The following is an 18,294-nucleotide window of genomic DNA, read 5'->3' as shown; positions in this document are numbered from 1 at the left end:
GCTCTCGGTTATGCGCCAACTCAGTTGGGCGTCAGTTAAAAGTAGCGGCGCGGTTATCGTCCGGCATTAAAAAGCCCGGCTATGCATGTGCATGAGCCGGGCTTGAGCTGTAACGTTGCTGAGCGTGGCTCACGCCTAGCCGGTCAGAGCTTGGTCTCAACGTAGGCTTCGTCACGAATCTGGCGCAGCCAGGACTGCAGCTCTTCATCGTACTTGCGGTTGCGCAATACCGTCATCGCCTGCTGCTCGCGGTACTGCTCGCTGCTGTCAGTGGCGCGGCGGCCCATAACTTCCAGCACGTGCCAGCCGAACGGGCTCTTGAAGGGCTTGGACAACTCACCCGCTGGCGTGTTGTTCATGACTTCGCGGAACTCGGGGACCAATACGTTCGGGTCGATCCAGCTAAGTGTGCCGCCATTCAGCGCCGAGCCTGGGTCTTCGGAGAAATTCTTTGCCAGTTCGGCGAAGTCTTCGCCAGCCACAATGCGCTGATACAGGCGCTCGACCAGGCGTTTGGTTTCGCCTTCGCTGCGGATTTCGCTGGGTTTGATCAGGATATGGCGAACATTCACTTCGTCACGTACCTGGCTGTCGCCACCACGTTTTTCCAGCAGCTTGATCATGATAAAGCCGCCAGGGGTGCGCATCGGCTCGGTCACCTGGCCAACTGACAAGGCGCTGAGCATGGCATCGAACGGCGGTGGCAGTTGCCCGGCTTTACGCCAGCCCATTTCGCCGCCTTCCAGTGCGGTTTCACTGGCCGAGCGGGCAATGGCCAGTTGAGCGAAGTCGGCACCTTGTTGCAGTTGTTTATAGACCTCGCTGGCTTGGCGATCAGCTGCCTGAATGTCCTCGGGGGAAGCACCTTCGGCCACCGGGATGAGGATGTTGGCGAGGCGGTACTCCTCGGAAAGCTGCATCTTGCCCAGATCCGAAGCGAGGAAGTTCTGCACTTCCTGATCCGTTACCTGGATGCGCTCGGCCACGCGGCGCTGGCGCACGCGGCTGATGATCATCTCGCGGCGCACCTGATCACGCGCATCGGTGTAGGACAGGCCGTCTTTCGCCAAGGCGGCGCGGAACTGTTCGATGCTCATGCCATTGCGCTGGGCAATCGTGCCGATGGCCTGATTCAGTTCTTCGTCAGTAATCCGAATGCCTGAGCGCTCACCAATCTGCAGCTGAATGTTCTCGATGATCAGGCGCTCCAGCACCTGCTGACTGAGTACTTCTGCTGGCGGTACGGCTGCGCCACGCTGAGCAATCGTCTGCTGCACTTCACGCAAGCGAGCGTCGAGTTGGCTTTGCATGACAACATCGTTATCAACAATCGCCACGACACGGTTGAGAGGTCGTACTTCGGCATGTGCCGCAGTACCCAGAAACAGCGCGCCCAACAGCAGGGGGCGCACGCAATCAGAAAGCTTGATCTTCACGTTCACGATAACCTTGAATGCCTTGGTCGAGGAAAGACTCCACTTTATTGCCGGTAACACCGCCGAGACCTTTAAGGACGATCTGCAGGAAGATGCCGCGGTCAGCCTGGTCGTTCAGTGACGGGTTCAGGCTGACTTCGTCATAGTCGATCCAGTAGCGGTTGATCAGGCGTAGTTTCCAGCAGCAACTGTCGTACTCGAAGCCGGCAAAGGCTTCCAAGGTACGGTCGCGGCCGTAGTCATACTGCCAGCGGGAGATTGCGTTCCACTGCGGCACGATTGGCCAGATAACCGAAAAATCGTGCTGGCTGATCTTGTAGTAGTCCTTGATGTACTCAGGTGAACCCGGTGTCCCGTAATCGCTGCCGAAGCCCCATTCGCCTTTGGATTCATCAAAGCGCACGGTGTCATTGCGATAGCGGTAACCGGCGTTGACCACCTTGTTCGGGTTGTCTTCTGGCTGGTAGTGGAACATTGCACTGCCGGAGCGGGTGCTACCGCTATCCGGGTCCCAGTTGAAGTCGGACGAGAAGCGCCAGTCGCGGTTAAAGCGATACAGGTATTCGAGGGCATAGGGTGAAACCGAGGCGGTTGCCTCGCCGCGCGTGCGGTAGTCGATGCCCGGCATCTGTACCTGGCGATCTTCGAAGTAAATCGCCTGGCCAATGCTGAAGCGCTGGCGTTCAAAGCCATTCGGTTCAATCCAGCGGTTGGTGACGCCCAGCGACAGTTTGTTCTCGTCACCGATGCGATCCTTGCCGGAGAAGCGATTCTCACGCCACAGCGAGGAGTAGCTGAAGGTGCTTTCGCCCGTGTCGAAGACCGGAATATCGGTCTGGTCTTCTTCTGGCACATAAAGGTAGAAGGCGCGTGGCTCCAGTGTTTGGCGGTACTGTCTGCCGAACAGCTGGGTGTTGCGGTCGAAGTACAGGCCGCTGTCTAAGCTGAACATGCCTACGCCACGGCTCTGGCTGCTCTTATATTCCTGCTCAGCCAGCAAGGTATTTTTACCTTGTTGATCCAGGCTCAGGTCGTAGTTGGTCTGCAGGTATTTGACCTGCGGCTTGATATAGCCCCAGCTCCAGTTCAAAGGCAGGCTAATACCAGGCTCAACATGCAGGCGGTCACCGTTGGCGCGGGCCAGGCCTTTCAGGTTGGTGTCGTACCAGTTGGTAAGCGCGCCGTTTTCGTCGGAGAACTGGCCGCTACGCAGGCTGCGATCGAAGCGCACAAACTCCGTGCCGTAGGTCATGTTGAGACCTGCCGGCTGGAAGGGTAGCTTGCCGTCCAAGGTGATCTGCGGCAGGCGGTTGTACGGCGTGATATCGGTGATATTGGCCAACTCGTAAGCGTGCGCGTTCAGTCGCGCGGTATAGCTGTCGCCACGGTAGGTCAGGGTGCCGCGTTGGTTTAAGTAGGTATCGAGGCCAATGCCCAGGTCTGTGCTCAGGTCTTGGAAGTAATACGGGTCGCTAATGTCGGTGTAGTCAACTTCAGCCAGCAGGCGATCGTTGAGGCCCTGCTTGTGCTGCCAGCTGTACATCCAGCGCTGGTCTTGGTACTCGGACTGCAGTTTGCGGTCGTCGTTGCTGTCTTGCAGGATGCCGCCGCCGACCTGGCCTTCGCTGTTCTTGGTGAGGTAGCGGAATTCGCCTTCCATCAGCAAGCCGCGGTCGCTCATATAAGTTGGGTACAGCGTGGCGTCGTAGTTCGGTGCCAGGTTGAAGTAGTAAGGCGTCTGCAGGGTCAGGCCGTTATCGCCTGAGCTGCCGATGCTTGGCGGCAGGAAGCCGGACTGGCGACGGTCATCAATCGGGAAGTAGATATAGGGTGTGTAGAACACCGGAATATTCTTCACGCGCAGGGTGACGTTGGTCGCGGTGCCGAAGCCGGTAGCCGGATTCAGGGTGATGTTATTGCCCTTGAGGTGCCAGGTGTTGCTGCCAGGTTCGCAGCTGGTGTAGGTGCCGTCTTTCAGGCGAATAATCGCGCTTTCTTCACGCTTGGCGTAGAGCGCATTACCGCGGATATGACTCTTGTGCAGCACATATTCGGCGTTATCGACTTTGGCTTCGCCGTTGTCCAGTTGCAGTTCGGCGCGATCACCGACCACCAGCATGCCCTGATCTCGCAGGCGTACATTGCCGATCAGCTCGCCACGGTTTTCCGCCTGGTGCAGGTTGGCCTCATCGGCTTCGACCTGCATACCGGCCTGGCGCAGCACAACATCTCCGGCGAGGGTCGCGACCTGCTCTTCCTGAGCATAGCGCGACGCTTTGGCCGAGATAAACATCGGCGCTTCATCCATCGGCGTCGTGTCGTTCATGCCTGGGCGGGTTGGCTCTACGTAAGCACCGGCGCAGTAAGGGCCGGTTTCAGCCAGCTGGGCAGCGCTGAGGCTCTCACGTGGGACCCAGTCGAGGTGGCTGTAATCCGCGCTGCGCGCAGCCAGGCCTTTACCACGGCTTTCGGTAACCAGAGTGGCTTGCGCGGCTTTAGCTTGGCGGGGTTCGGCGTTGCCGTCAGCCGCCTTGCTACTGGCGAGCGAATCACGTTGTACTGGCCGGGCTGGCAGTGCAGCATTGCTGGTTTTCGGGGCGCATGCCCAGCCGCCGGTGGCGGAAACCTGGCAATCGTACTGCTCGGCAGCGACAGCAAAAGGAATGGCTACGGGTTGCAGCGCCAGAAGGCTGCTAGTAACCAGTAGGGGGAATTTTTTACGAAACGCGGGGTATTTTACTGCCATCTTATTTTATCCGGGCTTCCTGCGCGCCATTGGCCCTGAGGCCGCACGCCTCTCGATGGGCTTGAAAAGATGCTGGATAATAAAGCATGACCCGCGCAACGGCTAGCGCCGTCGGAGACCTTGTAATGCCTGATGAAGATGTACGCCTGAAACTCCTTGAAAACTGGCTGGATCAATTGCTGCCTGAGCTGTTTGCCGAGCAAGGCTGGGGCGCTGTGCCGGCTGCGACACTGACGTCGGCCAGCAGTGACGCCAGTTTTCGCCGTTATTTCCGCTGGCAAGGCGCGGCGCGGACGCTGATCGTGATGGATGCGCCGCCGCCGCAGGAAGACTGCCGGCCCTTCGTTAAAGTGGCGCAGTTACTGGCCGAGGCGCAGCTCAACGTGCCGCAGATCCTCGCCGCTGATCTTGAGCGGGGCTTTCTCTTGCTCAACGATTTAGGTCGGCAGACTTACCTGGATGTCATCAATGATGACAACGCCGATGGATTGTTTGCCGATGCCGTGCAGGCGTTGCTGGCATTTCAGCGGCTGCCGATGAGCACGCCATTGCCCAGTTATGACGACGCCTTGCTGCGCCGCGAGCTTCAGCTATTCCCTGAATGGTATGTGCAGCAGCATCTGGGTGTTGCGTTCAGTTCGCAGCAGCAGGCACTCTGGCAGCGGGCGAGCCAGTTGTTGATCGATAGCGCTCTGGCCCAGCCCAAGGTGTTGGTGCATCGCGACTACATGCCGCGCAATCTGATGCTCAGTGAGCCGAATCCCGGAGTGCTGGATTTTCAGGATGCGGTCTATGGTCCGGTGACCTATGACATCACCTGCCTGTTCAAGGATGCGTTCCTCAGTTGGCCGGAAGCGCGTGTACGCAGTTGGCTGGAGCAGTACTGGCAGCAGGCGCGTGATGCCAGCGTGCCCGTTCAGCCAGTATTAGACGACTTTCTCCGGGCCAGCGACCTAATGGGCGTGCAGCGCCATCTCAAAGTGATCGGCATCTTCGCGCGCATTTGCCACCGTGATGGCAAGCCCAAGTACCTGGCTGATGTACCGCGCTTCTTCTCCTATATAGAGGCAGTCCTGGTGCGCCGACCGGAGTTGGCTGAATTGGCTGAGCTGCTGGCCAGCCTGCAGCGGGAGCCGGCATGAAAGCGATGATTCTGGCGGCGGGCAAGGGCGAGCGGTTGCGTCCGCTGACATTGCACACGCCGAAACCTTTGGTGCGCGCGGCCGGTGTGCCGTTGATCGAGTATCACCTGCGCGCCTTGGCGGCGGCCGGCTTTACCGAGGTGGTGATCAATCACGCCTGGCTCGGTCAGCAGATCGAGGATTACCTCGGTGATGGCTCGCGCTTTGGCCTGAGCATTGCCTATTCCGCGGAGGCTGAGCCGCTGGAAACCGGCGGCGGGATCTTCCAGGCCCTGCCGTTGTTGGGTGATCAGCCGTTTGCGCTGATCAATGGCGATATCTTCACCGATTACCCCTTGGCTGAGCTGCGTCGACCACTGACTGGGCTGGCGCATCTGGTCCTGGTGGCTAATCCCAGTCATCACGCGGGCGGTGATTTTTGCCTGCGAGACGGGCAGGTCAGCGATGCGCAGGCCGCGCCGGACAGTCTGACCTACAGCGGCATGGCCGTGTTGTCGCCGGCGTTGTTTGCCGACTGCCAGGCCGGAGCCTTCAAACTTGCCCCCTTGCTGCGTGCGGCGATGGCGGCTGGACAGGTCAGTGGCGAGTCGTTTGCCGGTTGCTGGGTGGATGTCGGTACCCATGAGCGGCTGGCCTATGTCGAGTCCTTGCTTGAGGCGCGCGGTTAGGATGCTCTGGCCAGCGACCCTGTTGGGGGCCGTTGCCGGGCTGGCCGTCGCGAGTATTCCGGGTGCGCTGCTGGGCGGTCTGCTGGGTCAGGTGCTGGATCGGCGCTTGCGTTTGCAGTCCTGGGCGGCCTTGCGCGAGCGCTTGGGCGGTCGCGCCGAAACGCGCGGTGAGTGGTTGCTGTTTGTCTTGCTGGGACGCTTGGCCAAGAGCGGCGGGCGGGTCATGCCTGCGCACATTCAGCAAGCGCGGGCGGAAATGCAGCGCCTGGGGCTGGATGCTGAAGGGCAGCGTCAGGCAATCGCGGCCTTTGCCCAAGGCAAGACGGGGCGCGACAGTTTGCGCGCACCTCTGCAGCGTCAGCGTCAACGTAGCGACGCACTGCTGCGTGCCTGCTGGCGGATGGCCTGGGTTGATGGGCGGGTTGATCAGGCCGAGCGCGAGCTGATCATGCTGTGGGGCAAGTGGTTGCAGGTCTCGACAGCCACCCAGGTGCAGCTCAGTGATGCTTATGCGCCGCAGCGCAGGCCGCTGACGCCGAGCGCGAGCAATGCCTATCAGCGTGCCCTGAGCCTGTTGAATGTCAGTGCCGATGCCGAGCCTGCGCAGATCAAGCAGGCGTATCGGCGTTTGTTAAGTCGCCATCATCCCGACAAGTTGGCCGGTAGCGGCGCTTCTGCAGAGCGGGTGCGCGAGGCCACTGAGCGCACCGGTGAATTGCATCAGGCCTATGACCTGGTTCGCCAGCGCCACGGTTTTCGCTAAAGCCTATTGCGCCTCAAGCCTCATCGTCAGCCAGCCGCGGATGCGCCGGTAGAGTTGCTCCTGCTCAGCGTCGCGGTTGCCCGGCAGGGCCCGCATGGCAATCTGCACGTACGCAGGATGCTGCTGGCGTTTGCTGGCCTGTGAGCGTTTGAGTGCCGCCAGTCGGTCGCTAGGCAGGTCTTTGTAATAGAAGTCACCGGTGGCCAACTGCAGCTGCGCGATCAGCTCATCCAGAGATGGCGCGTAGCCGGTGGGTAATGCGGCGGCCACCCATAACAGGTTGCGGATATTATCGGGTTTGCGCTCGGCCAGGTAGCGCGCCGCCCAGTAGGCCCCGCTGCCGTGTCCAAGCAGGACGACGGTCTTGGCTTGCTGTTGCTCGGCAAAGCCGATGGCTGACTCGATACGCGCCATGACGCGCTGTGCGTGGGCCTGCTGTTGCTCTTCGCTATTTTTCGCTTTGCTTGCAGTGGCTTCGGCGCTGTCGATCGGTTTGCTGTTAGCTACTGTGTTGGTCTGATCTGCGCTTGTGCTGAGCTCTGCTGTCGGCGTGCTTGCCGGGCCACTTTCGGCTGAGTCGTCAGGGTCTGGCGCTGGGCTGCGCAGTGGCGCGGCATCACCCTTCGGGTCGGGCAGCGTCAGGCTGAGGCTGTGCCAGCCATTGTTGGGCAGCTTGCGGCGCAATGGGCCGACACTTTGCGGCCAATCGGCATGTTCAGCGTCGCCCGGCACGATAATTACTGCGCCGCTGGGCTCGGGCGTATTGGCCGGTAGCCAGAGCGCCAGAAAGCGTTCATCGCCAGCCTGTAGCTGCTGCTGTTCTTTTTGCCCCAGTTGCTGCTCAAGTGCGCTGGCTTCCACTTCGCTGCGCTCGGCCAGGGGCGCGCGTGCGGCTGCGCTCGGTTCTGCGGTGGTGTCAGTCGCAGTTGGGGCTTGGTTCGCGGTGTCTGGCTCTTCGGCATGCAACGGGCCGGTCAGTAGCAGCAAGCTCAGGGCAAGTGCGGCAGGGGGCGAAAGCATCGGGCTCTCCAGCGAGTATCGTGTTTGCCCAGCCTAGCCTTTTCAGACCTGTCTTGTCAGGTGTCGGTGAGCGCGCCAGGCCTGGGATGGGGCTGGTACAATGCGCGCCATCCGTGAATGCCACCGAGGTGCGTTATGCAACCCTTCGCCATTGCTCCGTCGATTCTTTCCGCTGACTTCGCTCGCCTGGGTGAGGAGGTGGATAAGGTGCTCGCCGCCGGGGCTGACATCGTGCACTTCGATGTAATGGATAACCATTATGTGCCGAACCTGACGATTGGCCCGATGGTCTGCGCGGCGCTGCGCAAGTACGGCATCACCGCGCCAATCGACGCGCACCTGATGGTCAAGCCAGTGGATCGCATCATTGGCGACTTTATTGAGGCGGGCGCGAGTTACATCACCTTTCATCCGGAGGCGTCCGAGCATATCGACCGCTCCCTGCAGCTGATCCGTGAGGGCGGTTGCAAGGCCGGCTTGGTGTTCAATCCCGCCACCCCGCTGGATGTGCTCAAGCACGTGATGGACAAGGTCGATATGGTCCTGCTGATGAGCGTCAACCCAGGCTTTGGCGGGCAGAAATTCATCCCGCATACCCTGGAAAAGCTTAAGCAAGCACGTGCGTTGATCGATGCCAGCGGCCGTGACATTCGCCTGGAAATCGACGGCGGGGTCAATGTGCAGAACATCCGTGAAATCGCGGCGGCCGGTGCTGATACCTTCGTCGCGGGCTCGGCGATTTTCAATCAGCCGGACTACAAAACGGTGATTGACGCCATGCGCACCGAACTGGCTCTGGCGCGCGGGTGAGCCTGCTACGCGAGCTGTTTCACGGCGAGTTGCCGCGCCTGGTGATGTTTGACCTGGACGGCACGCTGGTCGACTCAGTCCCGGATCTGGCAGCGGCGGTCGACAAGACCCTGCTGCTGCTGGGGCGGCCTGCTGCAGGCATTGAGCGAGTGCGTGACTGGGTGGGCAATGGCGCGCGGGTGTTGGTGCGCCGTGCCCTGGCTGGCAGCCTGGAACATGCGCAGGTCGATGAGGGGCACGCTGAACAGGCGTTGCAACTGTTTATGCAGCATTACGCCGAAAGCCATGCCCTGACCCAGGTCTACCCCGGGGTGAAGCATACGCTGGACTGGTTGCGCGAACAGCAGGTCGAGCTGGCGCTTGTCACCAACAAGCCAGAGCGTTTTGTTGGGCCCTTGCTGGATGAAAAGGGCTTGGGCGGCTATTTCCGCTGGATTGTCGGTGGCGATACCTTGGCGCAGCAGAAGCCCGACCCGGCGGCGTTGTTGCATGTCATGCGGCTAGCGCGGGTTGATGCCGCGCATGCGCTGTTTGTCGGCGACTCGCGTAATGATGTGCGTGCGGCCAAGGCGGCCGGCGTGCCTTGCGTGGCGTTGAGCTACGGCTATAACCATGGCCGGCCGATTGCCGAAGAGAACCCCGCGCACGTATTGGACAGCCTGATGGGTTTGCTTTGCCCGGCTGAGCCGCCGCTTTTGCCGGGCCTTGCGGGTTGATTCGGCTCTGACCCTGCGCTAGTGTGGCCGGATTCCTATCCCGCCTGAATTAAGAGAGCTTCGTGGTGGCTACCTGCATGCGTTGGTCGACACGCACCGACATGAACATCATCAAGGCCCTGGCCCGTTGGCGCTGGCGCCTCTGACCTGATCTTGGCCGCACAGTCGGCACGCTTGCACACGACCGAATTACCTCAAGCCACGAGGCTGATCATGACCCGCGATGAATTCCTGCGTTTAGCCGCTGCCGGCTATAACCGCATTCCTGTTGCCTGCGAAACCCTGGTGGATTTCGATACGCCACTGTCCATTTATTTGAAGCTGGCCGATGAGGCCAACACCTACCTGCTTGAGTCCGTCCAGGGCGGCGAGAAGTGGGGGCGTTACTCGATCATCGGTCTGCCGGCACGTACGGTGCTGCGCGCCTATGCGCACGACGTGTCGATCAGCGTGGATGGCGTGGAAGTCGAACGCCACCACTGCGAAGACCCCTTGACCTTTGTCGAGCAGTTCAAGGATCGCTACAAGGTACCGACCCTGCCAGGCCTGCCGCGCTTCAATGGTGGCTTGGTCGGTTATTTCGGTTACGACAGCGTGCGCTACGTCGAGCCCAAGCTGGCCAAAGGGGTGAACCCGGACGCACTGGGGACCCCGGATATTCTGCTGATGGTCTCCGATGCCGTGGTGGTGTTCGACAACCTGGCCGGCAAGATGCACGCCATCGTCCTGGTTGACCCTGCCGATAGCGATGCGCTTGAGCAAGGCCATGCCCGGCTACAAGAAATTCTGCACAAGCTGCGTCAGCCGATTACCCCGCGTTTGGGCGTCGACCTGGCCGCCCCTGTGACTGCCGATCCGGATTTTGTCTCCAGCTTTAAGCGTGACGATTACGAACAAGCGGTTAAGGCGATCAAGGAATACATCCTCGCCGGTGACTGCATGCAGGTGGTGATCTCGCAGCGCATGTCGATCCCGTTCAAGGCCGCGCCGATTGATCTATACCGCGCCCTGCGCTGCATCAACCCGACGCCTTATATGTACTTCTTTAACTTCGGCGACTTCCATGTGGTCGGCAGTTCACCGGAAGTGCTGGTGCGTCTGGAGGATGGCTTGGTGACAGTGCGTCCAATTGCCGGCACCCGCCCACGCGGCGCCAATGAAGAGGCCGATCTGGCCCTGGAAGAAGACCTGCTGTCCGATGCCAAGGAAGTCGCCGAGCACCTGATGTTGATCGACCTGGGGCGCAATGACGTCGGCCGGGTGGCGAGTACGGGCAGCGTCAAGCTCACCGAAAAGATGGTCATTGAGCGCTATTCCAACGTCATGCATATCGTCTCCAACGTCACCGGCCAACTCAAGGAAGGCCTTACGGCGATGGATGCCCTGCGCGCGATTCTGCCGGCGGGCACCCTGTCCGGTGCGCCGAAGATTCGCGCCATGGAAATTATCGACGAGTTGGAGCCGGTCAAGCGCGGTGTTTACGGTGGTGCGGTGGGTTACCTGGCCTGGAACGGCAATATGGACACCGCCATCGCCATCCGTACGGCGGTAATCAAAGACGGTGAGCTGCATGTGCAGGCCGGTGCCGGCATTGTTGCCGACTCGGTGCCCGCGCTGGAATGGGAGGAAACGCTGAACAAGCGTCGCGCCATGTTCCGTGCTGTGGCCCTGGCCGAGCAAACCGTTCCTGACCAGACTAAGCGCTGAGGAGTCCTGCCATGCTGCTGATGATTGATAAGCAGCATCGACTTCTTTTGATGTCCACTAACGTCTACGGATTTTTCTGGGGGGCAGTGTTTTCGGGGATTTTAAGTCCTCTCTCGTCCATGGCGTTCGTTGGCATCTATGGATAATGCGGGTATCGTTGCGGGTATCAAAGTACGGATACCCGCACCATGCCCTTGACCGATGCCAAGATTCGCAACTCCAAGGCTGGCGACAAGCCGCTAAAACTCACCGATGGTGGTGGGTTGTATCTGGAGGTTCGTCCGACCGGTGCCAAGCTATGGCGGCTACGCTACCGCATAGATGGCAAGGAGAATGTGTTCGCCATCGGTGGCTATCCGGAGATCGGGCTGGCCGATGCGCGTAACGAGCGGGAAAAGGCTAAGCCGCTGATTCGCCAAGGTATCCATCCTTCGCACAACCGGCAAGCTGAGCGGCTGGCTACCAGCGTTGCGAATGCGAACACCTTCGAGGCGGTGGCGCGCGAGTGGATCAAAAAGAAGACACCAGGCTGGACGCCTTACTACTTGCGGCAGGTTGAGAGGTTCATGGCGGCAGACGTCTTCCCTTTCGTGGGTAAGCTGCCGATACGCAATGTTTCGGCCGCACACCTGTTGGAGATTCTCGGCCGGATTGAGACCCGAGGTGCTGCAACGGTGGCGCTGCTCGTAAGGCAGTGGTCATCGGCAGTCTTTCGATATGCTGTCGCGACATTGCGTGCTGATGCTGATCCAGCTGCGGCTCTGAAAGGCGCTATCCATCGCCCCAAGGTGCAGCATCACAAGCCGCTCACTCGTGAGCAGATAGCCGACTTCTCTAAAGCCCTGGAACAATACGGCGGCTACAGAACAACGGTGATCGCGCTTCGTATAATGCTGCTTACATTCGTGCGCACTGTAGAGCTCCGCAAGGCGGAGTGGATCGAATTCGATCTGGATCGTGCCGAATGGCGTATTCCAGCTGAGCGCATGAAGATGCGCGAGTCGCACATAGTTCCTCTATCGAGGCAAGCGGTCGAGCTGCTGCGTGAGCTGCACACTCACACAGGCGGTCGCCGGCTGCTATTTCCGAACTATCGCAAGCCGAACGAATGTATGACAGCAACGACGCTGAACCGGGCACTTGAGCGCATGGGGTTCAATGGCAAGGACAGCATCGGTTTTTCGGCCCATGGCTTCCGCGCGACAGCCTCGACCATGCTGAACGAAATGAGATATCGCTCAGACGTTATCGAGCGTCAGTTGGCTCATGCCGAGAGAAACAAAGTTCGAGCAAGCTACAACCAAGCTGAGTATCTGGAAGAACGACGCCAGATGATGCAAGCCTGGGCCGACTATATTGATGAGGAAGTTGCGATTAAACTTCAATTGGTTTAGTTTTCCGGGCTTGTGTCTAATTTGGTTTGTATTTGATTTCTGTTAAGTAAATATTTCCTGTCACGGTTGCCCTGTTTAGATGTCTCTCAGGGGCTTCAGTTTTTCTGGTATATAAATTCCTTTTTCTTCCTCTATCTGTAGCAGTATCTCCAAGACTTCGGTTCTTTTTAAGTCGTATTTATCGGCTAGCTTGTCAAGCCGCTTAATGGTCTTGTCGGATAGGATGAAGTTGTACTGCTTCTTGCCTGTCTGTTTGGCGCGATATTTATTTTGGCTCCATCGCTTCTTGATGGAGTCCATGAGTAGTGTCTTTTCGGGTGCGGTGATGGGTTGAGCATCAAGAAAAATTACTAAATCATCTTTTTCTCGGGGTGGGTTTTGCTGGAAAGTTAGGAGTGGATATTTGCTTTTTATTATCTCCCATGCCGTGTTTAGTTTTTGTTCGGTGTCTGGTGTGTCGAACCATTTGAATATATGGTCTTGGCTTGAGTGTTGTTCCCACTCGGTTTTTATTTGATAGATTATCGATGATTTTAGATTTTGGTCTATTGCCAGAATATCAATCATTGCAATGATTAGATCTCTGCCGGTCAGGTTTATTGGTCCAATAATTGGGGTGTTCCCATTCCTTTCGATCAGCTTTCTGGTTAGAAATAAGTTTTGTCTTTTGTTGCTTGTTATCCACTCTAAATATTCCTTTGGTAGCAGGAATGCGGCGCTTTGAGCCTCAATGCTTTCTGCACCTGTCGGGGTGTTTTGGATGAGCTCTGCCATGCGATCTCGCATACCTGGGCTGCCGAGCTCCCCCAGATTGGCCTGAGGAACTCGCCCCTTTAGAAATAGCCATAGCCAGGTGCTTAGCCTGCTATCGACATTGAGGCCGTTAAGTGTCTTTTGGAGCTTGTCGTTGATTGGGTTGGTCATGCTGAAGGCTCTGTCCGGATGGAATCTCTAGTGGATTTATAGCGTTTAATTAGAGGCTTTAGTGTTGTTTTATGACGATATTTTAATGGTTTTCAAGAGGTCTTAATTCATTTGAGCTCAGTATACATGCGGATTCATTGAGGAGATCTAGCTCTGAATAGCTTTATGCCTCCCCTAGAAAGGTGCGCTGGCATTGACGGGGATGCGGCATGTCGTGCTGTGAGGCCTGTACTGACGCCAGGTGATAATCGGCTGGCGGCTCGCTTTGGTTGCAGCATGGCTGAGCGCTCAGTCGTTATGTCTGAGTGCCGACCTCCAGGGTCGCTCGCCTTTTAGGTTGAGACGTATGAGGCGGTGGGGCTGTTGTGGGATGGGCGATGCTGCCGCCCAAACTGGTGCTCTGATGGGGTGTAAAGAAATACGGGGAAGCCAGATCTGATGAGTCAAATTAGGAGCTCATCATGAAAGTGATTCGATTGCAGCACGTAATGGAGATGACTGGCCTCGGGCGCTCCACGATTTACAAATATGTCTCAGAAAGCTGGTTTCCGAAGCCGATTCCCTTGGGTGGGCGGAGTGTGGGGTGGCTGGAGAGCGAGGTCAGTGAATGGATACTGGAGAGGGTGGCGGAGCGGGATGCACAAGAAGTCGTTTTGGCGTGACTTGTAGCCTACCTTTGGGGATTGGTAATGCTTGTCAAAGTCGGAATGCTCCGGCTTTGACAATATTTTCCCAGAGTTGATTTTTCATGTTTTTCTTGGCTCTTACCTAGATGTTTAAGGTGATTAGCTTGTGGTTTTCGGGGTTTGGTTCTCGGTATTGGTATTATGCTTTACTCATCTTGTTTTAGTGTTGTTGGTAGTGCATGGCAGGCACTTATTGGTGCCTGTCTTAGGTTTGTAAGTTGGGCTGTAAAAAACTACTTGCTGTTAGAAGTATATGAAACTAACAGCGAGGTATTCAGTAATGCAGCGTCATAATCAAAACCATAATCTGATAATCCATGAGGGGAGTGGGTATTGTGGACTGCCGATTCAGGGCGATAAGGGGCCATTTTTTCAGCAGTATCTAAGAAGACTCCGTGATACGGTAGAGCAGGCTGTGCAGCAATATTCTAGAGTATTGGCTTTTAGGGTTGATCTAAGGTTTCCTGCTGGAATAGATCTGCCTGAGTGCTATTACCTGAATCAGGTGGTAGAGCGCTTTTTAGAATCGTTTAAAGCGAAGATACGTCACAATCGCCGAATGGCGCGCGTAGATAACAAGAATGCGCATGACAGCAATGTACGGTTCGTATGGGCGCGGGAGGTAGGGCTGTATGGAAGACCCCACTATCACATGGCTATTCTGCTGAATTTTGATGCGTTTAATGCCCTCGGTAAATTCGAGACCGGAAGGGGCAACATGTTCAATCGTCTCGAACAGGCATGGGCAAGTGCCTTGGGGCTATCAGTGGAAGCGGTCAGGGGGCTGGTAGAGATACCGGCCAATCCAGCCTATTGCGTACGTCGCAATGATCCGCAGAGCCAGGCCGAATTTTTCTATAGGGCCAGCTACCTCTGCAAGGTCGCCACCAAGGTCTACGGGAATGGCCTGCATGGTTTCGGGGCAAGCAGGCTCTGATTACCTGTTGCGCTGTCGCTTGCGTTGAGCCCCGGCTGGGCTCAATCGCGCTGGCAGGTTTGGCAAGGGGAGTCACTATGGCGCTGGGTGGATGGCAAGGAGCTTGTTCCAAGCACCGCCTGGGCCTTGTGGATCACTTCCGTAAGCAGGAGCTCTTCCGGTTCGCTGCCCGGTTTATCTGAAAGCTGGCGCAGCCGATCTCGAGCTTTGCGCAAAATCTCTCTTTCCACGCGGTCTGTTTCGCGAGCCAGACGGTCTAGGTCAATCAGCCGCGTTTGTATCTCGTCGGCACTCATCGCCGCACCTCAGCCAGGCACCGGCTGCGCAACGCAGAATCTTGAATCGCACAGCAGCGACCTGAGTCATTGTGCGCGAGAGCCAGGCAGTAGGTCCTGGCATCCCCATATACTGCCCAGCTCATCGAGCCGCGATTCGATCCAGTAGGTGAAGCTCTCCTTCGAGCCGGCCTGGGTGTATTCATCCAGCGTCATGGTTGCCAGTCGTGAAGCCGGCCAGGCTGTCAGAAACTCATCCCACAGGGCGTATTTTGGGGCGAAGTCACTCATCGTGTAATTGCCTTATATGTGCTGTTGGCAGGCTTGGTGGCATGGGATGTTCGATTATTCCCAACTAAAGTCCCTGAGCGTGATACCTGGATGTGTCACGCTGTTGGTGCCGAGCATCACTGCCGTGGCGAATCGGTGCAGTTCGTTGAGCTGAGGTAGGGCATCTCGCTCCCATTGCGCGTCGTCATCTGTTTCAAAGCCGCTAAGCAATTCGCCAATCGTCAGCTGCAGTGCAGCCAATCCCTCTGAGACCAAGCAGCAGAGGTTCTCTCCTTCGCAATAGTCTTCATCCAGATTGCAGGAATGCACCAATGCTTTACCAAGTTGCTGCTCGCTGTGCCATCCAGGCATGCGGATATAGCCTTCCGTATCCTCAGAAAAAATCACGGAAAGTTTTTTGATCACGGCAAGCGGTGCTCCCCTTTCCACTGTGCCTTTGCGCTGCTCGACGACGGCGATAAACAACTCTTGCAGCAGCTCGCCGACGACTTGAGGTGACCCCAGGTAGCCAGGCTGAGTCGACTGCAGCAGCGCCTGAGCAAAGCCATCGACCGTCGGCTCTACTGGGCCATGGATCAATAGGTGTTCGATGATTGAGTCCAGTAGTGCCAGATCTTCTCGGTCACTGGTCGCGTTGTATTGCCCAGGGTGCCGGTTGATTTCCACTTGCCATGCTTGCCAGCCGCTATCGCAGGGCTTGAAGTGAACTCGGAAAATGCAGATGCCTGTCCAGCTGCGGTGACAGTGCAACACGCCGTCTTCGTAGAAGATGAACCACTTCTCTTCCATCGCGGTCGGCACGAAGCCGCGGATAATGGTGGCCATTTCCTGAAGCGAGTAGCGAGTTTCCAGAGGCACAGTTACCCGTGCAGCGGGCATGAATTTGCTTTGCCAGTCGGTACGGCGAGCCATAGCACGTTTCAGTGGTGGTTCGGCAGGCAGAAGGGCCAGCGCGGCCTGAAGAATGGCAAGGTCGCGCTCTAATCCTTTACTGTTGGTTGATTGCGCGATCAGTCGCTTGGCTTCCTCTGGGGTTGCCCAGATCAGGCGCTCAGTCTCCCGGTTACTAAAGGTGAGGTCTGGTGTTCCACGGTCTGTCAGCATCAGGAAGTAACGATTGATCGTGGTGCCGCCAGCAAATTCGCCGTGTATGGCTGAGAGAATGGTGGCATCTATGCCCATCTCTTCGCGGACTTCGCGCAGTGCGGTCTGCCTTGGACACTCCCCTTTATCCTGGCGGCCTTTGGCAAATGTCCACACATAGCCATCGAAGTGGTTTTTCACCTCGCGCATCAGCAGGTAGCCATTGGGGTCGATCACCACGCCGCCATATGCCAAGGCTTTGCCGGTGCTGGCGCTTTGTTGCCAGGATAGGCCCTCGAAGCCGTCCGGATGGGGTTCGTGCAGATCATCCGGCATATCGTAAAGCGCCGACCAGATTTTGCCGTAGCGCTTGGCACGATCCTTCCCTAGGCCAAGTGCTACTTCGTCCTTGAAGATCGCATAGTCAATGTCCTGCGCAATAACGCGCATTGCCTCGCCCAAGGCGGTGGGTGATGTGGTGGCCCGCCAAGGGTAGTCGGTGCCTTCGTGGGCGCGGGAGGGCGAAAGCGAGGGCAGATAGTGATTGCGGAGTCGGTCCAGATCACTCTTGGTGCGGCTGCGCACCGTGAGTTCATCGTTATCGCCCTTGTTCACGACTGAAAAGAAGCCGAATTTGGTAAACAGCCACATGTACATGCCCGTCCCTGAGTTTGTGGGTCGGGCAGCGGGTCGCCCGAAGATTGCCTTAGGCTATTACGAATCAAAATGATCTGTAAATGGTGTGTTCGTGATTTTTAATTGCGGGTGTTGTGATCGCAATTTATGCTGTCCCGGCTTTAACTAAGGCCAGTCCAAGAATGACCACTGAAGCTCTCTCGCAACTAACGCAAGCCCAGCGCGATCGCCTGGCCTACCTGGAGTTGCGCCTGCGATTCGTGGGGGAGATAGGCCGGCAGGACCTGATTCAGCGCTTCGGCATTCAAACGGCGGCCGCCACCCGTGACCTCGCCACCTATCGTGAGCTCGCCGGCAACAATTTGGCGTATGACCGCAGCAGTAAAATTTACACGCCGACCAAGGAGTTCCGACCGATCTTCACCTTCTCTGCTGACCGGGTACTGGCCTGGCTGGCAGAGGGTTTTGGTGATGGCGAGCCTGCAAGCAGTGCGCCGGGAATCTCCTGCGTAACGTCCGGGCGTCTTACCCAGCCGGATCTGGATACGCTGGGTATCGTGACTCGTGCCATTTACCACCGCTGCGCTCTGCGCGTGGAGTACTACTCCCTAGGCAGCGGCAAGACCCAGCGGGAGATCGTGCCTTTTGCCCTCATCGATACGGGCTTGCGCTGGCACGTGCGCGGCTATGACCGCAAGCGCGGTGCGTTTCGGGACTTCGTGGTCACCCGCATCAAGCGGCCGAAGCTGCTGATGGAGTCTCCCGTCGCCGAGAACGAGCGACCGGAGCAGGATGTCCAGTGGAGCCGGATATTGGAGGTCGAACTGGTGCCGCACCCCGACCAGCCGCATCCGGACATCACCGCCATGGATTACGCCATGCAAGACGGTGTGCTGCGCCTGAGGTTGCGCGGGGCCACGGCGGGTTACGTACTGCGCAAATGGAGCGTCGACTGCTCGCCGGATCATCGGCTGCGTGATCCGGAGTACCGCCTCTGGCTGAAAGATCCCCTGCTGCTCTACGGCGTGGAAACAGCGGTGCTGGCGCCCGGTTACTGAGC

Annotated in this window: 17 protein-coding genes; 10 read left to right on the top strand and 7 right to left on the bottom strand. The window is 57.8% G+C overall.

All coding sequences use genetic code 11. The features are described from left to right. Positions 1 to 143: 143 nt before the first annotated feature. Together Q0V31_RS03975 and Q0V31_RS03970 are read right to left on the bottom strand one after the other, a co-directional pair. Positions 144 to 1,436, bottom strand: a complete 1,293-nt coding sequence (locus Q0V31_RS03975) for a peptidylprolyl isomerase (protein WP_298184706.1) — start codon at positions 1,434 to 1,436, stop codon at positions 144 to 146. Next, positions 1,417 to 4,182: an LPS-assembly protein LptD gene (locus tag Q0V31_RS03970; RefSeq protein ID WP_298184705.1), complete on the bottom strand. Its 2,766-nt coding sequence runs from the start codon at positions 4,180 to 4,182 to the stop codon at positions 1,417 to 1,419. The genes Q0V31_RS03975 and Q0V31_RS03970 overlap by 20 nt, the downstream gene beginning before the upstream one ends. Positions 4,183 to 4,307: 125 nt before the next feature. Here Q0V31_RS03970 and Q0V31_RS03965 point away from each other — a divergent pair, with 125 nt between their 5' ends. From Q0V31_RS03965 to Q0V31_RS03955, 3 genes are read left to right on the top strand one after another with little or no spacing between them, the layout of a single operon-like run. Further along, positions 4,308 to 5,324 carry a phosphotransferase gene (locus tag Q0V31_RS03965; protein ID WP_298184703.1) on the top strand — a complete coding sequence of 339 codons (1,017 nt, stop codon included), beginning with the start codon at positions 4,308 to 4,310 and terminating at the stop codon, positions 5,322 to 5,324. Beyond that, positions 5,321 to 5,992 carry an N-acetylmuramate alpha-1-phosphate uridylyltransferase MurU gene (gene murU / locus Q0V31_RS03960; protein WP_298184701.1) on the top strand — a complete coding sequence of 224 codons (672 nt, stop codon included), beginning with the start codon at positions 5,321 to 5,323 and terminating at the stop codon, positions 5,990 to 5,992. The genes Q0V31_RS03965 and murU overlap by 4 nt, the downstream gene beginning before the upstream one ends. Before the next feature lies 1 nt (position 5,993). Next, positions 5,994 to 6,755, top strand: coding sequence for a DnaJ domain-containing protein (locus Q0V31_RS03955; protein WP_298184699.1), 762 nt, complete (start codon positions 5,994 to 5,996; stop codon positions 6,753 to 6,755). A gap of 3 nt (positions 6,756 to 6,758) precedes the next feature. On the opposite strand, the gene Q0V31_RS03950 is transcribed toward Q0V31_RS03955, so the two are convergent. After that, positions 6,759 to 7,775, bottom strand: coding sequence for an alpha/beta hydrolase family protein (locus Q0V31_RS03950; RefSeq protein ID WP_298184697.1), 1,017 nt, complete (start codon positions 7,773 to 7,775; stop codon positions 6,759 to 6,761). Between the two features lie 135 nt (positions 7,776 to 7,910). Here Q0V31_RS03950 and rpe point away from each other — a divergent pair, with 135 nt between their 5' ends. The 4 genes from rpe (at position 7,911) to Q0V31_RS03930 (ending at position 12,402) form a co-directional block, all read left to right on the top strand. Continuing rightward, positions 7,911 to 8,585: a ribulose-phosphate 3-epimerase gene (rpe, locus tag Q0V31_RS03945; protein WP_298184695.1), complete on the top strand. Its 675-nt coding sequence runs from the start codon at positions 7,911 to 7,913 to the stop codon at positions 8,583 to 8,585. Then, the gene (locus tag Q0V31_RS03940; protein WP_298184694.1) at positions 8,582 to 9,301 is read left to right on the top strand and encodes a phosphoglycolate phosphatase; all 720 of its coding nucleotides are present in this window, start codon (positions 8,582 to 8,584) and stop codon (positions 9,299 to 9,301) included. Before rpe ends, Q0V31_RS03940 begins: the two co-directional genes overlap by 4 nt. Before the next feature lie 213 nt (positions 9,302 to 9,514). Then, the gene (gene trpE, locus Q0V31_RS03935; RefSeq protein WP_298184692.1) at positions 9,515 to 11,008 is read left to right on the top strand and encodes an anthranilate synthase component I; all 1,494 of its coding nucleotides are present in this window, start codon (positions 9,515 to 9,517) and stop codon (positions 11,006 to 11,008) included. A gap of 188 nt (positions 11,009 to 11,196) precedes the next feature. Continuing rightward, positions 11,197 to 12,402 (top strand): integrase arm-type DNA-binding domain-containing protein, encoded by a 1,206-nt coding sequence (locus tag Q0V31_RS03930; RefSeq protein ID WP_298184690.1) that lies wholly within the window; start codon positions 11,197 to 11,199, stop codon positions 12,400 to 12,402. Between the two features lie 75 nt (positions 12,403 to 12,477). Here the strand turns inward: Q0V31_RS03930 and Q0V31_RS03925 are convergent, their stop codons facing one another. After that, positions 12,478 to 13,326, bottom strand: a complete 849-nt coding sequence (locus Q0V31_RS03925; RefSeq protein ID WP_298184687.1) for a hypothetical protein — start codon at positions 13,324 to 13,326, stop codon at positions 12,478 to 12,480. 461 nt (positions 13,327 to 13,787) lie between these two features. Here Q0V31_RS03925 and Q0V31_RS03920 point away from each other — a divergent pair, with 461 nt between their 5' ends. Then, positions 13,788 to 13,988 carry an AlpA family transcriptional regulator gene (locus tag Q0V31_RS03920; RefSeq protein WP_298184685.1) on the top strand — a complete coding sequence of 67 codons (201 nt, stop codon included), beginning with the start codon at positions 13,788 to 13,790 and terminating at the stop codon, positions 13,986 to 13,988. A gap of 304 nt (positions 13,989 to 14,292) precedes the next feature. After that, positions 14,293 to 14,949, top strand: a complete 657-nt coding sequence (locus Q0V31_RS03915) for an inovirus Gp2 family protein (RefSeq protein WP_298184683.1) — start codon at positions 14,293 to 14,295, stop codon at positions 14,947 to 14,949. Positions 14,950 to 14,990: 41 nt separating this feature from the next. On the opposite strand, the gene Q0V31_RS03910 is transcribed toward Q0V31_RS03915, so the two are convergent. The 3 genes from Q0V31_RS03910 to Q0V31_RS03900 form a co-directional block, all read right to left on the bottom strand. Then, positions 14,991 to 15,245, bottom strand: a complete 255-nt coding sequence (locus tag Q0V31_RS03910) for a hypothetical protein (RefSeq protein WP_298184681.1) — start codon at positions 15,243 to 15,245, stop codon at positions 14,991 to 14,993. A 66-nt stretch (positions 15,246 to 15,311) separates the two neighbouring features. Beyond that, positions 15,312 to 15,515, bottom strand: coding sequence for a hypothetical protein (locus tag Q0V31_RS03905; protein ID WP_298184679.1), 204 nt, complete (start codon positions 15,513 to 15,515; stop codon positions 15,312 to 15,314). 54 nt (positions 15,516 to 15,569) lie between these two features. Then, a complete protein-coding gene (locus Q0V31_RS03900; protein WP_298184677.1) occupies positions 15,570 to 17,255 on the bottom strand; it encodes an NUDIX hydrolase in 1,686 nt (561 codons plus the stop codon). Between the two features lie 161 nt (positions 17,256 to 17,416). On the opposite strand from Q0V31_RS03900, the gene Q0V31_RS03895 reads away from it, so the two are divergent. Next, positions 17,417 to 18,292: a WYL domain-containing protein gene (locus Q0V31_RS03895; RefSeq protein ID WP_298184675.1), complete on the top strand. Its 876-nt coding sequence runs from the start codon at positions 17,417 to 17,419 to the stop codon at positions 18,290 to 18,292. Positions 18,293 to 18,294: the final 2 nt, after the last annotated feature.

Origin of the sequence: uncultured Pseudomonas sp. (genome assembly GCF_943846705.1) — a bacterium.
GTDB lineage: Bacteria > Pseudomonadota > Gammaproteobacteria > Pseudomonadales > Pseudomonadaceae > Aquipseudomonas.
Note: the sequence above shows the minus strand (reverse complement) of the source record. Positions and strands in the feature narration are given on the sequence as shown.